Annotated in this window: 9 protein-coding genes and 2 pseudogenes; 7 read left to right on the top strand and 4 right to left on the bottom strand. The window is 74.0% G+C overall.

All coding sequences use genetic code 11. The features are described from left to right. Positions 1-10: 10 nt before the first annotated feature. The gene (locus BLU42_RS04160; protein ID WP_091073382.1) at positions 11-814 is read right to left on the bottom strand and encodes a sulfite exporter TauE/SafE family protein; all 804 of its coding nucleotides are present in this window, start codon (positions 812-814) and stop codon (positions 11-13) included. Between the two features lie 344 nt (positions 815-1,158). Between BLU42_RS04160 and kdpA the strand changes: the two genes are divergently transcribed. From kdpA to BLU42_RS04125, 7 genes and pseudogenes are all read left to right on the top strand, one after another. Beyond that, the gene (kdpA, locus tag BLU42_RS04150) at positions 1,159-2,832 is read left to right on the top strand and encodes a potassium-transporting ATPase subunit KdpA (protein WP_091073380.1); all 1,674 of its coding nucleotides are present in this window, start codon (positions 1,159-1,161) and stop codon (positions 2,830-2,832) included. Positions 2,833-2,915: 83 nt separating this feature from the next. Beyond that, positions 2,916-5,012, top strand: coding sequence for a potassium-transporting ATPase subunit KdpB (gene kdpB, locus BLU42_RS04145; RefSeq protein WP_269458028.1), 2,097 nt, complete (start codon positions 2,916-2,918; stop codon positions 5,010-5,012). 1 nt (position 5,013) lies between these two features. Further along, positions 5,014-5,310, top strand: a pseudogene (locus BLU42_RS21275) (potassium-transporting ATPase subunit C); the annotation flags it as partial. Positions 5,311-5,676: 366 nt separating this feature from the next. Next, positions 5,677-5,913, top strand: a pseudogene (locus tag BLU42_RS21270) (potassium-transporting ATPase subunit C); the annotation flags it as partial. A gap of 34 nt (positions 5,914-5,947) precedes the next feature. Then, positions 5,948-8,536: a sensor histidine kinase gene (locus BLU42_RS04135; protein WP_091073378.1), complete on the top strand. Its 2,589-nt coding sequence runs from the start codon at positions 5,948-5,950 to the stop codon at positions 8,534-8,536. Further along, positions 8,533-9,249, top strand: coding sequence for a response regulator (locus tag BLU42_RS04130; protein WP_091073377.1), 717 nt, complete (start codon positions 8,533-8,535; stop codon positions 9,247-9,249). The genes BLU42_RS04135 and BLU42_RS04130 overlap by 4 nt, the downstream gene beginning before the upstream one ends. 148 nt (positions 9,250-9,397) lie before the next feature. After that, the gene (locus BLU42_RS04125; protein WP_331715255.1) at positions 9,398-11,392 is read left to right on the top strand and encodes an amino acid transporter; all 1,995 of its coding nucleotides are present in this window, start codon (positions 9,398-9,400) and stop codon (positions 11,390-11,392) included. Between the two features lie 12 nt (positions 11,393-11,404). Here the strand turns inward: BLU42_RS04125 and BLU42_RS04120 are convergent, their stop codons facing one another. From BLU42_RS04120 to BLU42_RS04115, 3 genes are all read right to left on the bottom strand, one after another. Next, positions 11,405-13,174 (bottom strand): proline--tRNA ligase, encoded by a 1,770-nt coding sequence (locus BLU42_RS04120; RefSeq protein ID WP_197680736.1) that lies wholly within the window; start codon positions 13,172-13,174, stop codon positions 11,405-11,407. A gap of 76 nt (positions 13,175-13,250) precedes the next feature. After that, a complete protein-coding gene (locus tag BLU42_RS21005) occupies positions 13,251-13,472 on the bottom strand; it encodes a hypothetical protein (protein WP_197680610.1) in 222 nt (73 codons plus the stop codon). After that, positions 13,473-14,501, bottom strand: coding sequence for an MFS transporter (locus BLU42_RS04115; RefSeq protein WP_197680609.1), 1,029 nt, complete (start codon positions 14,499-14,501; stop codon positions 13,473-13,475). It lies immediately after the preceding gene. Positions 14,502-14,521: the final 20 nt, after the last annotated feature.

Raw genomic sequence — 14,521 nt, 5'->3', positions numbered from 1 at the left:
TGCCGGGGGCTCACCCGAGATAGGTCCGCGCCGTGTCGTACGCCAGCTTGAGGGCCAGCGCACCGACGACGACGAGGAACACGCGGCGGACGAAGGCGCTGCCCCGCGCGATCGCGGTCCGGGCTCCGAGGTAGCCGCCGAGCAGGTTCGCCGCGCCCATCACCAGGCCGAGCCCCCAGAGCACCGTCCCGTGCGCCGCGAAGACGGCCAGCGCCGCGAGGTTGGTGACGAGGTTGGCGATCTTGGCCTTGGCGCTGGCCTCGAGGAAGCCGTAGCCGAGCACCCCCACCAGCGCGATGACGAAGAACGAGCCCGTGCCCGGGCCGAGGAAGCCGTCGTACGCGCCGACCACCAGCCCGATGACCGCCGTCCGCCCGTAGTGCGCCCCGCCGGAGTGCCGCACGGCGTTGGTCAGGCCGAGCTGCGGGCGCCGCCAGGTGTAGACGCCCACGGCGACCAGCGCGACCAGGACGATCGGGGTGAAGGCGTCCTTGGGAAGGAGCTTGGCCAGCTGGGCACCGAGCGCCGAGCCCGCCGCGGCGAAGACCACGAGGGGCAGCACGGTGCGCCAGTCGGGCCGGACGCGACGGGCGTAGGTGATCGAGCTCGTCGCCGTGCCCCACATCGACGACACCTTGTTGGTGCCGAGGATGGCCGCCGGGGGCGTCCCGGGCGGCAGGCCGATGAGCAGCGCCGGCAGCTGGACGAGCCCGCCACCGCCGACGACCGCGTCGACCCAGCCGGCGACGAACGCCGCGAGCACGAGCGCGGCCAGCGTCCACACCGGCAGGTCGACGCCCAGCAGGCCCGTCATGGCGTCCAGGGCCCTGCTCCTCCCGGTCCGCCTGCAGGGGTTCCTGCGTGAAGGCGCCGTGAAGATTACGGCGTCGGCGTGAAGGACGCGTGAAGACCGCGCCGGGACGGGGCCTCCCGCTGCTGGCATGGCGAGGTGCGAAAGAGATCCGATGGCTGACGCCGTCTTCGTCCTGCTCACGCTGGTGGTGTTCGCGGCGCTCGCCGCCGTCGTCCGAGGGGGTGGGCGGCTGTGAGCCCGCTGGCTCCCCTGGCGATCAGCGCCGAGAACGCCGTCGGGCTCGGCGTGGCGCTCGTGCTCCTGGCCTTCGTCGTGTGCGCCCTGCTCTTCCCGGAGCGGTTCTGATGGGCACTCCCGCGGCCGAGACCTGGGCCGGCGTGACCTTCGTCGCCGCCCTGGTGCTCGTCCTCGTGCTGGTGCACCGCCCGCTCGGCGCCCACCTGCACCGCGTCGCCACCGGCGAGCGCGACCTCGGGGTCGAGCGCGTCGTCTACCGCCTCGTCGGGGTCGACGCGCGGGCCGAGCAGTCCTGGGCCGCGTACGCGCGGAGCGTCCTGGCCTTCTCCGCGGTGTCGGTGCTCGTGCTCTACGGCCTGCTGCGCGTCCAGGCCCACCTGCCGCTGAGCCTCGGGTTCCCCGGGGTGGAGCCGTCGCAGGCGTGGAACACCGCCGTCAGCTTCGTGACCAACACCAACTGGCAGTCCTACTCGGGCGAGTCGACGATGGGCCACCTCGCCCAGATGTCCGGGCTGGCGGTGCAGAACTTCGTCTCCGCCGCGGTCGGCATCGCGGTGGCCTTCGCGCTGATGCGCGGGCTGGCCCGGGCGAGCAGCGCCTCGCTCGGCAACTTCTGGGTCGACCTCGTCCGGGTGAGCCTGCGGGTGCTGCTGCCGATGGCGTTCGTCGGCGCGGTCCTGCTGGTCGCGGCGGGCGCGGTGCAGAACCTGTCCTCCGGCCTCGACGTCACCACCCTCGCCGGTGGCTCCCAGCACCTGACCGGCGGCCCGGTCGCCAGCCAGGAGGCGATCAAGGAGCTCGGCACGAACGGCGGCGGCTTCTACAACGTGAACAGCGCCCACCCCTTCGAGAACCCGAACGGCCTCAGCAACGCCCTCGAGGTGCTCCTCATCCTCCTGATCCCCTTCAGCCTGCCCCGGGTCTTCGGCCTGATGACCGGCGACACCGGCCAGGGCCGGGCGATCGCGTTGACCATGGCGGTCCTGGCGACCGTCAGCGTCGGGCTGACGAACCTCGCCCTCGCGGCCGCGGGCGGCACCGTGCCCGGCGCGGTCGGGGTGGCGGGCGAGGGCCTGGAGACGCGGTTCGGGGTGTCGCAGTCGGCCACCTTCGCCGCCGTGACGACCCTGACCTCGACCGGTGCGGTCAACTCGTTCCACGACTCGTTCCCCGCGGCCGGCGGCGGCGTCGTGATGCTCAACATGATGCTCGGCGAGGTCGCTCCCGGCGGCGTCGGGACCGGCCTCTACGGGCTGCTGGTGCTGGCGGTCATCACGGTCTTCGTGGCCGGGCTGATGGTCGGGCGGACCCCGGAGTACGTCGGCAAGAAGATCGGCGGGCGCGAGATCAAGTTCGCCTCGCTCTACTTCCTCGTCACCCCAGCGCTGGTGCTGGTGGGCACGGCCGCCGCGATGGCCCTGCCGTCGGCCCGCGCGTCGATGCTCAACGCGGGCCCGCACGGGCTGTCGGAGGTCCTGTACGCGTACACCTCCGCGGCCAACAACAACGGCTCGGCCTTCGCCGGGCTAAGCGCCAACACCACCTGGTACAACACGACGCTCGGTCTGGCCATGGCGCTCGGACGATTCGTCCCGGTCGTGCTCGTGCTCGGGCTGGCCGGCTCGCTCGCCGCTCAGCCGAAGGCGGCGACCACCGCCGGCACGCTGCCGACCCGCGGGCCGCTGTTCGTGGGGATGCTCCTCGCGGTCACCGTCGTGCTCGTCGCCCTCACCTACCTGCCCGCGCTCGCGCTCGGGCCCCTCGCGGAGGCACTGTCGTGACCGTCCTGGACACCCCCACCCGCTCCCCGGAGCAGCCGACCGGGCCAGAGCACGCCGGGCCTCCCCGCCGCGTCGGCGGCGGCCTGCTCGACCCGCGCATGCTGCTGACCTCGCTGCCCGACGCGGTCCGCAAGCTCGACCCCCGCACGCTGTGGCACAACCCCGTGATGTTCGTGGTGGAGATCGGCTCGGTCCTCACCACGGTCCTCGCCGTGCTGCAACCCAGCGTCTTCGCGTGGGCGATCGTCGTCTGGCTGTGGCTCACGGTCGCCTTCGCCAACCTGGCCGAGGCCGTGGCCGAGGGCCGGGGCAAGGCCCAGGCCCAGGCGCTGCGCCAGGCGCGCGAGGACACCGTCGCCCGGCGCCTCGTCGGCTGGACCCCCGGCGCCACGGACGTCGAGGAGCAGGCCGTCGCGGCCACCGAGCTGCGCCGCGGCGACGTCGTGGTCGTCGAGGCAGGCCAGCTCGTGCCCGGCGACGGCGACGTCGTCGAGGGCATCGCCTCGGTCGACGAGTCCGCGATCACCGGTGAGTCGGCCCCCGTCATCCGCGAGTCCGGCGGTGACCGCTCGGCGGTCACCGGTGGTACCCGGGTGCTGTCGGACCGCGTCGTCGTGCGCATCACCCAGGAGCCGGGCGCCAGCTTCCTCGACCGGATGATCTCCCTGGTCGAGGGCGCCAGCCGGCAGAAGACGCCGAACGAGATCGCCCTGAACATCCTCCTGGCCGCGCTGACGATCGTGTTCCTGCTGGCCGTGGCGACCCTGCAGCCCCTCGCGATCTACTCCCGCGCCGTCCAGGCCGCGGCGGGCGACTCCGCCGTGCTCGACGCGGACGGCGTGACCGGCATCGTGCTGGTGTCCCTGCTCGTCTGCCTGATCCCCACGACGATCGGGGCCCTGCTGTCGGCCATCGGCATCGCCGGCATGGACCGCCTGGTGCAGCGCAACGTGCTGGCCATGTCCGGGCGCGCCGTGGAGGCCGCCGGCGACGTGAGCACGCTGCTGCTCGACAAGACCGGGACCATCACGCTGGGCAACCGGCAGGCGGTCGACCTCGTCACCGCCGAGGGGGTGGACGCGCACCGCCTCGCGGAGGCCGCACAGCTGTCCAGCCTGGCCGACGAGACGCCCGAGGGCCGCTCGATCGTCGTGCTGGCCAAGAACGGCTACGGGCTCCGGTCCCGCGGCACCGGGGAGCTGACCGGGGCCACGTGGGTCCCGTTCACCGCGCAGACGCGCATGTCGGGCGTCGACCTGCCCGGGGGTGCCGGCCAGGAGGCCCTGGAGGTCCGCAAGGGCGCCACGGCCGCAGTCCTGGCCTGGGTCCGCCAGCACGGCGGGCGCCCCGGCCCGCGGGTCACCGAGGCCGTCGACGCGATCAGCGCCGCCGGCGGGACCCCGCTCGTCGTCGCCGAGCGGCGCGGGGACGCCCCCGCCGAGGCCCTCGGGGTCGTCCACCTCAAGGACGTCGTCAAGCCCGGCATGCGCGCCCGCTTCGACGAGATGCGCCGGATGGGCATCCGGACGGTGATGATCACCGGCGACAACCCCATGACCGCCTCAGCGATCGCCGAGGAGGCCGGGGTCGACGACTTCCTGGCCGAGGCGACGCCCGAGGACAAGATGGCGCTGATCAAGGCCGAGCAGGCCGGCGGCCGCCTCGTGGCGATGACCGGGGACGGCACCAACGACGCCCCGGCGCTCGCCCAGGCCGACGTCGGCGTGGCCATGAACTCGGGCACCTCGGCCGCCAAGGAGGCCGGCAACATGGTCGACCTCGACTCGGACCCGACCAAGCTGATCGAGATCGTCGAGATCGGCAAGCAGCTGCTGATCACCCGGGGAGCGCTGACGACCTTCTCGATCGCCAACGACATCGCCAAGTACTTCGCGATCATCCCGGCGATCTTCGCCGTGGTCTACCCCGGCCTGGGCGCGCTCAACGTCATGCGCCTGCACAGCCCGGAGACCGCCATCCTCGCCGCGGTGATCTTCAACGCCCTGGTGATCGTCGCCCTCGTGCCGCTCGCCCTGCGCGGCGTGCGCTACGTGCCCGGCGGCGCCGCCGCCATGCTGCGGCGCAACCTGCTCGTCTACGGCCTGGGCGGCGTGGTCGCGCCCTTCGTCGGCATCAAGATCATCGACCTGCTCCTCTCTCTCCTCCCGGGGTTGTCCTGACATGCGTTCCTCCTGGTTGTCCACCCACCTCGCCGCCGTACGGGCCCTGTTCGTGCTGACGGTCCTGCTCGGCCTGGTCTACCCGCTGGCGGTGCTCGCCGTGAGCCAGCTGCCCGGCCTGCGGGGCCACGCCGAGGGCTCGCTGCTGCGGCGCGCCGACGGCACCGTCGCCGGCAGCAGCCTGATCGGCCAGTCCTTCACCGACGCGGACGGCACGGCGCTGCCGCAGTACTTCCAGACCCGGCCCTCCGCGGCCGGCGACGGCTACGACCCGACCGCTACCAGCGCGTCGAACCTCGGTCCCGAGGACGTCGTGGACACGCTGCCCGACCCCGCCGCCCCCGCCGGCTCCGACGCGGCGGAGGGCAGCGAGAGCCTGCTGACCCAGGTCTGCGCCCGCAGCGCCGCGGTGGGCGAGACCGAGGGCGTCGACGGCTCGCGTCCCTTCTGCACCGCGGACGGCGTCGGCGCCGTGCTGGTCGTCTTCCGCACCGAGGGGCTCACCGGGCCGGCGACCAAGGTCGTCAGCGTCAACCAGGCCTGCCCGGCCCAGCCCTTCGTCGCGTCGTACGAGGGCGTCCGCGTGGAGTGCGCGACCCCGGGCGACGACTACTCCCACGGGGTGGTCACCCCGGTGCGCGGCACGGCCCCGACCCGGCCCGCCGTGCCCGCCGACGCGGTGACCGCCAGCGGCTCGGGCCTCGACCCCGACGTCAGCCCGGCGTACGCGCGGCTGCAGGTCGCCCGGGTGGCCCGCGAACGCGGGGCTAGCACCGCGGAGGTCGAGCAGCTGGTCGCCGCGAGCACGACCGGGCGGGCCCTCGGCTTCCTCGGCGAGCCCGTCGTGAACGTCGTGACGCTGAACGCCGCGCTCGACACGCGCTTCCCGCGGCAGGGCTGACGTCCCCGGGCGACGGGCGAGAGAGGATCGGGTCATGGTGAGGGGCGAGCTGCGCGTCTACCTCGGCGCCGCCCCCGGGGTGGGCAAGACGTACAAGATGCTCGAGGAGGGCATCCGGCGCGCTGAGCGCGGCACGGACGTGGTGGTCGCCCTCGTCGAGACGCACGGGCGCCGCCACACCGCCGACCTGCTCGGCGACCTCGAGGTCCTGCCCCGCACGAGCACCACCTACCGCGGGACGACGATCAGCGAGCTCGACGTCGACGCGGTGCTGGCGCGGCGCCCCGAGGTGGCGCTGGTCGACGAGCTGGCCCACACCAACGCCCCGGGCTCGCGCCACGAGAAGCGGTGGCAGGACGTCGAGGAGCTGCTCGAGCACGGCATCACGGTCGTCACCACGCTCAACGTCCAGCACCTCGAGTCGCTGAACGACGTGGTCACCGACATCACCGGCGTGCGCCAGCAGGAGACGGTGCCCGACTCCGTGGTGCGCCGGGCCGACCAGATCGAGCTGATCGACATGGCTCCCGAGGCCCTGCGGCGCCGGCTCGCCCACGGCAACGTCTACCCCTCCGACCGGGTCGACGCGGCGCTCGGCAACTACTTCCGGGTCGGCAACCTCTCGGCGCTGCGCGAGCTCGCGCTGCTGTGGGTGGCGGGCAAGGTCGACGAGCAGCTGGAGCGCTACCGCTCCGACCACGGCATCGGCGCGCCGTGGGAGACCCGGGAGCGGGTGGTCGTGGCGCTGACCGGCGGCCCCGAGGGCGACACGCTGATCCGCCGGGCCGCCCGCGTCGCCGCCCGGACGACGGCCTCGGACCTCCTGGCCGTGCACGTCGCCCGCAGCGACGGCCTGCGCAGCGGCGACCCGACCCACCTGGCGCGCCAGCGCGCGCTCGTCGAGGACCTCGGCGGGACCTACCACCAGGTCGTCGGCAGCGACGTGCCCGACGCCCTCCTGGCCTTCGCGCGCGGGGTGAACGCCACCCAGCTCGTGCTCGGGGCGAGCCGTCGCGGCCGGCTCGCGCAGCTCGTCGGCCCCGGCGTCGGGGTGACGACCACGTCGGAGTCCGGGGCGATCGACGTGCACCTGGTCACCCACGAGCGGACGGCGCACCGCAGCCGGCCCTGGCTGCGGCATGTGCGCTCCGGGCGGGCCAGCGCGCTGAGCCTGCGGCGCCGCCTCGGCGGCCTGGCCCTCGTGCTGCTCGGCCTGCCCCTCGTCACCGGCGGGCTGCTCCTCGTCGACGGCGACGTGTCCCTGGCCACCGACCTCGTGGTCTTCCTGCTGCTCGTCGTCGCGGTGGCGCTCGTCGGCGGGATGCTGCCCGCCCTGCTCGCCGCCGTCGGCGGCTTCCTGCTCCTGAACTACTTCTTCACCCCGCCGCTGCGGCTCTTCACCGTCGCCGAGCGCGAGAACCTCGTCGCCCTGCTCGCCTTCCTCGTCGTCGCGCTGTCGCTGAGCCGCGTCGTCGACGCCTCCGCGCGGCGGACGCGCGAGGCGCTGCGCGCCCAGACCGAGGCAGCCACGCTCTTCACCCTCGCCGGCAGCGTGCTGCGCGGGTCCCGCCCGCTGCCCGCGCTGCTCGAGCAGGTCCGCGAGACGTTCGCGCTGCAGTCCGTGACGCTGCTGGAGCGGCGCGCGGAGAGCGGCGGCGGCCCCGCCGTCGAGCACGCCGACGACGCCTGGGACGTGGTCGCCGCCGTCGGCTCGCCGGTCAGCGCGACGCCGGGGGCCGGCGACGCGGAGGTGCACGTCGACGACCGGTACAGCCTCGTCCTCGCCGGCCACCCCCTGGAGGCCGACGACCGGCGGGTGCTCGAGGCCTTCGCCGCCCAGGCCGCGTCGGCGGTGCAGCACCAGCGCCTGGAGGCGACGGCCGCGACCGCCGGCTCGCTCGCCGAGGTCGACCGCGTCCGCACGGCCCTGCTGAGCGCCGTCAGCCACGACCTGCGTACGCCGCTGGCGTCGGCCAAGGCCGCCGTGGGGACCCTGCGCTCCCCCGGCCTGCGGCTCGGCGAGTCCGACCGCGAGGAGCTGCTCGACGCGACGGAGGGTTCGCTGGACCGGCTCAGCGGGCTGGTCGAGAACCTGCTGGACATGAGCCGGCTGCAGGCCGGGGCGCTGGCCCTGGTCGTCGAGGAGGTGGACGTGCCCGACGTGGTCTACGCCGCGGTCGCCAGCCTGGGCCCCGCCGGCGAGCCGGTCGTGCTGCGCTTCGCCGACGACCTGCCCGAGGTCGAGGCGGACCCCGCCCTGCTCGAGCGTGCCGTCGCCAACCTCGTGCAGAACGCGCTGCGCTACTCACCCGCCGGGAGCCCGCCGCAGGTCGGGGCGAGCAGCCACGGCTCCCGGGTCGAGATCCGGGTCATCGACACCGGGCCCGGGGTGCCGGAGGACGACCGGGAGCAGATCTTCCTGCCGTTCCAGCGCCTCGGGGACCACGACAACACCACCGGCGTCGGCCTCGGCCTGGCCCTGTCGCGCGGGCTGGTCGAGTCGATGGCGGGCACGCTCGAGCCCGAGGACACCCCGGGAGGGGGGCTGACCATGACCATCTCGCTGCCCGCCGCCGTCCGGCACGAGGCCGCCGACGCGGCCCCGGTCGGGACGGCGTCGTGACCAAGGTCCTCGTCGTCGACGACGAGCCCCAGATCCTCCGCGCCCTGCGGATCAACCTGCAGGCGCGCGCGTACGACGTCGTCACGGCCGGCTCGGGTCGCGCGGCGCTGCAGGTCGCGCACGACAGCCGTCCCGACCTCGTCGTGCTCGACCTCGGCCTGCCCGACCTCGACGGCGTCGAGGTGGTCCGCAGCCTGCGGTCCTGGACCCCGATGCCGATCCTCATCCTCTCCGGCCGGCTCGACAGCCGGGCCAAGGTCGAGGCCCTCGACGCGGGCGCCGACGACTACGTCACCAAGCCCTTCAACGTCGACGAGCTGCTGGCGCGCGTCCGCGCGGTCAGCCGACGGGTCGGCGAGCCGAGCACCCCCGAGCCGGTCCGCATCGGCGACTGGGCCGTCGACCTCGCCGACCACGTGGTGCGCCGGGCCGCGGACGACGAGGCCGAGGCCTCCCGCCTCGCGGGTCCCGAGGCCGAGCAGCTGCACCTGACCCCCACCGAGTGGCAGCTGCTGGAGGTCCTGCTGCGCCAGCCCGGCCGCCTGGTCGGTCAGCGCCAGCTCCTGCTCGAGGTGTGGGGCCCGACCTACACCGACCAGACCCACTACCTGCGCCAGTACGTCAAGGCGCTGCGCCGCAAGCTCGAGACCGACCCGGCCCGGCCGCGCCACCTGCTCACCGAGCCGGGGATGGGCTACCGCTTCCAGCCGTGAGCGCGGGGTCACGGCGGCGGGCTCGTCGCGGCGTGGTCGAGGCGTAGAAATCGCGTGAAGGACTCGCCAAGAGGGGTCCTCGTCGCGCTCTACTCGGATGGAGGGACCGCGCCCGCGGTCCCTCGAGTGCCGAGATTGCGAGCGTCGCGTGACCACCACCGTCGTGCCCCGCCGGACCACGGGGACCGCCCCCGACGGACCGGTGCAGCACCATCCCGTCCGAGCCTGGCTGATGCACGGCACGGAGCCGACGAGACGCCTTCCGTCCAGCCACCTCGGCCCGCACGCCAAGCCGCACACCACCGAGAAGAAGCACTCGTGGTGGAAGGTCATGTGCCTCACCGGCGTCGACTACTTCTCCACCCTCGGCTACCAGCCCGGCATCGCGGCGCTCGCGGCCGGGGCGGTGTCGCCGCTGGCCACGCTCGTCCTGGTCGCGCTCACCCTGCTCGGCGCGCTGCCGGTATACCGCCGCGTCGCGCAGGAGAGCCCGAACGGCGAGGGCTCGATCGCCATGCTCGAGCGGCTGATGTCGTTCTGGAAGGGCAAGCTGCTGGTCCTGGTGCTGCTCGGCTTCGCGGCGACCGACTTCCTCATCACCATGACCCTCTCGGCGGCCGACGCGACGGCCCACCTGACCGAGAACCCGCACCTCGAACCGTTCCTCGGCGGGCACGAGGTCGTCGTCACCCTCGCGCTGCTCGCGCTGCTCGGCGCGGTCTTCCTGCGCGGCTTCACCGAGGCCATCGGCATCGCCGTCGCCCTCGTCGGGGCCTACCTCGCCCTCAACGTCGTCGTCATCGGGGTCGCGCTCGCGCACGTGGCGAGCGCGCCGGCCCTCTTCGTCGACTGGCGCTCGGCCCTGCTGCAGCAGCACGGCGGCGACCCGCTGATGGTCGTGGCCGTCGCGCTGCTCGTCTTCCCCAAGCTCGCCCTCGGCCTGTCGGGCTTCGAGACCGGCGTCGCGATCATGCCCCACGTCTCCGACGCCCCCGGTGACACGCCGGAGCGTCCGGCGGGCCGGATCCGCGGCGCCCGGCGCCTGCTGACCACGGCCGCGGTGATCATGAGCGTGTTCCTGATCAGCAGCAGCCTCGTGACGACCCTGCTCATCCCGGCCGCGGAGTTCCAGCCCGGCGGCGCGGCGAACGGGCGCGCCCTGGCCTACCTGGCGCACTCCTACCTCGGCGGCACCTTCGGCAGCGTCTACGACGCCTCGACCGTGGCGATCCTGTGGTTCGCCGGCGCGTCGGCCATGGCGGGCCTGCTGAACCTCATCCCGCGCTACCTGCCCCGCTACGGCATGACGCCGGGCTGGACCCGCGCCGTGCGCCCGCTCGTGCTCCTCCTCACCGCCGGCGCCTTCGTGATCACGGTGGTCTTCAAGGCCGACGTCGACGCGCAGGGCGGGGCGTACGCGACCGGCGTCCTGGTGCTGATCACCTCGGCGGCGCTCGCGGTGACCCTCGCCGCGCACCACGCCGGGCAGCGCGGGCGCACGGTCGCCTTCGGTGCCGTCGCCCTGGTCTTCGGCTACACGACCGCGGCCAACGTCGTCGAGCGCCCGGACGGCGTCAAGATCGCCGCGATCTTCATCGCCGCGATCCTGCTCGTCTCCCTCGCCTCCCGCGTCGGCCGGGCCTTCGAGCTGCGCGTCACCGAGGTGACCTTCGACGACCTGGCGAGCCGCTTCGTGCGCGACTGCGCCCACCGCACGATCCGCTTCGTCGCCAACGAGCCGGACCGCGGAGACCGCGACGAGTACAGCGACAAGCTGCGCCAGGTGACCCGGGACAACGACCTGCCCGACGGCGACGTGATCTTCGTCGAGATCACGGTCACCGACCCCTCCGACTTCGTCAGCCGCCTCGACGTGACCGGCGAGGTGCGCTGCGGTCGCTACCGCGTCCTGCGCCTCCAGGCGTCCTCGGTGCCCAACGCGATCGCCGCGCTGATGCTCGAGGTGCGCGACCGGACCGGCCGGCGCCCGCACGTCTACTTCGAGTGGACCGAGGGCAACCCCGTGGTCAACCTGCTGCGCTTCCTGCTCTTCGGGGTCGGCGAGGCCGCGCCCGTCACCCGCGAGGTGCTGCGGCGGGCCGAGCGCGACCGGTCACGCCGGCCGCACGTGCACGTGGGCTGAGCGACCCGTCGCTCAGCCGAGCGCCGTGGCATCGATGCTGGTCCGGCCGTGCGCGTGGGCCATGGTCTCGGCCAGCGCGTCGTCCAGGGTCAGGTCGCGGCGGTCGCCGCTGCGACGGTCGCGCAGCTCGACCTGGCCGTCGGCGAAGCCGCGGCCGACCACGAGGATCGTCGGCATCCCGAGCACCTCGGCGTCGGCGAACTTGACCCCCGGGCTCGCCTTGCGGTCGTCGAGCAGCACGCTGACGCCCGCCTCGTCGAGCTGCGTGCCCAGGTCGGTCGCCCAGGCCAGGGCCGCCGGGTCCTTGCCGGCGACGACCACGTGGACGAGGTAGGGCGCGAGCTCGCGCGGCCAGACCAGGCCCTTCTCGTCGCAGGTGTTGTCCGCGACCGCGGCCACCGCCCGGGAGACGCCGAGCCCGTACGAGCCCATGGTGACCGTGACGAGCTTGCCGTTCTGGTCGAGCACGCGCAGGCCCAGCGCCTCGGCGTAGCGGGTGCCGAGCTGGAAGATGTGGCCCATCTCGATGCCGCGGGCCAGCTCCAGCGGACCCGAGCCGTCCGGCGCGGGGTCCCCGGCGCGCACCTCGGCCGCCTCGATCGAGCCGTCGGCGTCGAAGTCGCGGCCGCGGACGAGGTCGAAGACGTGCTGGCCGTTGACGTTGGCCCCGGTGATCCAGCGGGTGCCCTCGCCGACGCGGGGGTCGGTCAGGTAGCGGATGCCGCTGCCCGAGTCCTTGCCCAGCACCTGCGGGCCGATGTAGCCCTTGACCAGCATCGGGTAGTCGGCGAAGGCGTCGAACACCTCCACCTCGGCCGGCTCCAGCTGGGCGCCGACCCGCTTGAGGTCGACCTCGCGGTCGCCGGGCAGGCCGATGACCAGCGGCGCACGGGTGCCGTCGGGCTCGGTGACCATCAGGACGACGTTCTTGAGCGTGTCGGCCGCGGTCCAGTCCCGGTCGCTGCGCGGGAAGCGTTCGTTGGCCACCGCGACGAGCGTCGCGATGGTCGGGGTGTCGGGGGTGTCCTCGACGTGCGCGGCCGGGACGTCGTCGTACGGAACCGGGTCGGGCAGCGGGGTGCGGACGGCCTCGACGTTGGCCGCGTAGCCGCCCGGCGAGCGCACGAACGTGTCCTCACCGGTCTCCGACAGCGCCAGGAACTCCTCGCTGGCCGAGCCGCCCATCGCCCCGGACATGGCGGAGACGACCGCGTACTCGAAGCCGAGCCGGTCGAAGATCTTGATGTACGCCGCGCGGTGCTTCGCGTACTGCTCGCGGAACGAGTCGACGTCGATGTCGAAGGTGTAGGAGTCCTTCATGACGAACTCGCGCCCGCGCAGGATGCCGGCGCGGGGCCGCGGCTCGTCGCGGTACTTGGTCTGGATCTGGTAGAGCGTCAACGGCAGGTCCTTGTACGAGGAGTACAGGTCCTTCACCACGAGGGCGAACATCTCCTCGTGCGTCGGCCCGAGCAGGTAGTCGGCGCCCTTGCGGTCCTTGAGGCGGAAGATGTTGGGCCCGTAGTCGGTCCAGCGGCCCGTCGCGTCGTACGGCTCGCGCGGCAGCAGCGCGGGGAAGCGCACCTCCTGCCCGCCGATGGCGTCCATCTCCTCGCGGACGATGCGCTCGACGTTCTGCAGCACCTTCAACCCGAGCGGGAGCCAGGAGTAGATGCCGGGCGCCGCGCGGCGGATGTAGCCGCCGCGCACGAGCCAGGTGTGGCTCGGCACCTCGGCGTCGGCCGGGTCCTCCCGCAGGGTGCGTACGAACAGCTCCGACATCCTGGCGATCACCGGGTCACCCTACCGACGCCGGTGCGCGCCCCCGAGCGCGTTTCGACCGGCCCGCCCGGGCGGCTCAGCCGGTGCGGGCGTGCCGGAAGGGCGACGCGAGCAGGAGCAGCCCCGACACCGCGAACACCGCGGCGGCCAGGGCCAGGCTCCAGCCGTACCCGGCTGTGACGGCGAGCAGCCCGGCCGCCGGGGAGACGACGACGACCACGGCGCGGTTGAGGGAGCGCATGGTCGTGTTGGTCCGGGCCTGCAGCGCGTCGGGGGTGAGCGCCTGGCGATAGCTCATCTAGTGGGAGTTGCTGAGGCCCATCGCCCAGCCGTGCAGCAGCTGGCCGCCCGCCAGCACGCCGGCCGCCGCCCAGCCGGCCGGCACGGCGAGGGCGCCCGTCATCACCAGCGCCCCGACGGCGCTGGTCAGGTAGGACGTGACGACCGCTTGCCCGGTGCCGCGCCGCCGGCCGACCGCCGTGCTGACCGCCGCCCCGACGAGTGCGCCGACGCCGGCGACCGCGTACGCCAGCCCCAGCTCGAGGGGGGTGAGCCGGAGCCGCAGCAGGGCGTACGGCGCGACCACGACGACCAGCACGGACTGCGCCGCGAACCAGACGTGCGTGGCCACGGCCAGCCGGGCCAGGCCGGAGTGGCCGTAGACCCAGCGCACGCCGTCGGCCACCTCGCGCCCCAGCACCCGGGCGGTCAGCCGGTCGCCTGAGTAGCGGGGCGGCTCGTCGACGTGACGCAGGGTCGCCACGACGACGGCCGAGAACAGGTACGAGGCCGCGTCCACGAGGACCGCGAGCGGGGCGCCGACGAGCCGGACGAGCAGGCCGGCGACCGCGGGGCCGGCGGTCTGGGCCAGCGCCGCGGCCCCGTCGAGGCGGGCGTGGGCGCGCTGAAGGGCGGCGCGGGGCACGAGCCGCGGGACGAAGGACTGCGACGCGGCGTCGTTGACCAACGACGCCGTCCCGAAGGCGAGCACGACCCCGAGCAGGAGCGGGAGGGTCAGGACCCCGGCGAGGTGCGCGAGCGGGACCACCGCCAGGAGGCCGGCGCGCAGCACGTCGGTGACGACCATGACGGGGCGGCGACGGACCCGGTCGACGAGGGCGCCGACGACGAGGCCGAGCACGAGGTAGGGCAGCCACGTCGCGGCGTTGAGCCAGCCGACCCGCACGGCCGTGCCGCCGAGTGTGACGACGACGAGGGTCTGCAGGGCCAGGCCGGTGACGGCGCTGCCGAAGCCCGAGACCGCCTCGCCCCACCAGAAGCGCCGGAAGCCGGGCGCCAGGGGCCCGTCGGTCTCCGCGGTCACCACGCCTCCCGGCTCACCCTGGG

This window comes from Microlunatus sagamiharensis (assembly GCF_900105785.1).
Lineage (GTDB): Bacteria > Actinomycetota > Actinomycetes > Propionibacteriales > Propionibacteriaceae > Microlunatus > Microlunatus sagamiharensis.
The sequence above is the reverse complement of the archived record's forward strand: the minus strand, read 5'-3'. Positions and strand labels throughout refer to the sequence as shown.

What these genes read in the sequence shown, in the direction of transcription:
- BLU42_RS04160 (WP_091073382.1), bottom strand. Translation starts at nt 814, where the DNA reads ATGACGGGCCTGCTGGGCGTCGACCTGCCGGTGTGGACGCTGGCCGCG.
- kdpA (WP_091073380.1), top strand. Translation starts at nt 1,159, where the DNA reads ATGGGCACTCCCGCGGCCGAGACCTGGGCCGGCGTGACCTTCGTCGCC.
- BLU42_RS04135 (WP_091073378.1), top strand. Translation starts at nt 5,948, where the DNA reads ATGGTGAGGGGCGAGCTGCGCGTCTACCTCGGCGCCGCCCCCGGGGTG.
- BLU42_RS04120 (WP_197680736.1), bottom strand. Translation starts at nt 13,174, where the DNA reads ATGTCGGAGCTGTTCGTACGCACCCTGCGGGAGGACCCGGCCGACGCC.
- BLU42_RS21005 (WP_197680610.1), bottom strand. Translation starts at nt 13,472, where the DNA reads ATGAGCTATCGCCAGGCGCTCACCCCCGACGCGCTGCAGGCCCGGACC.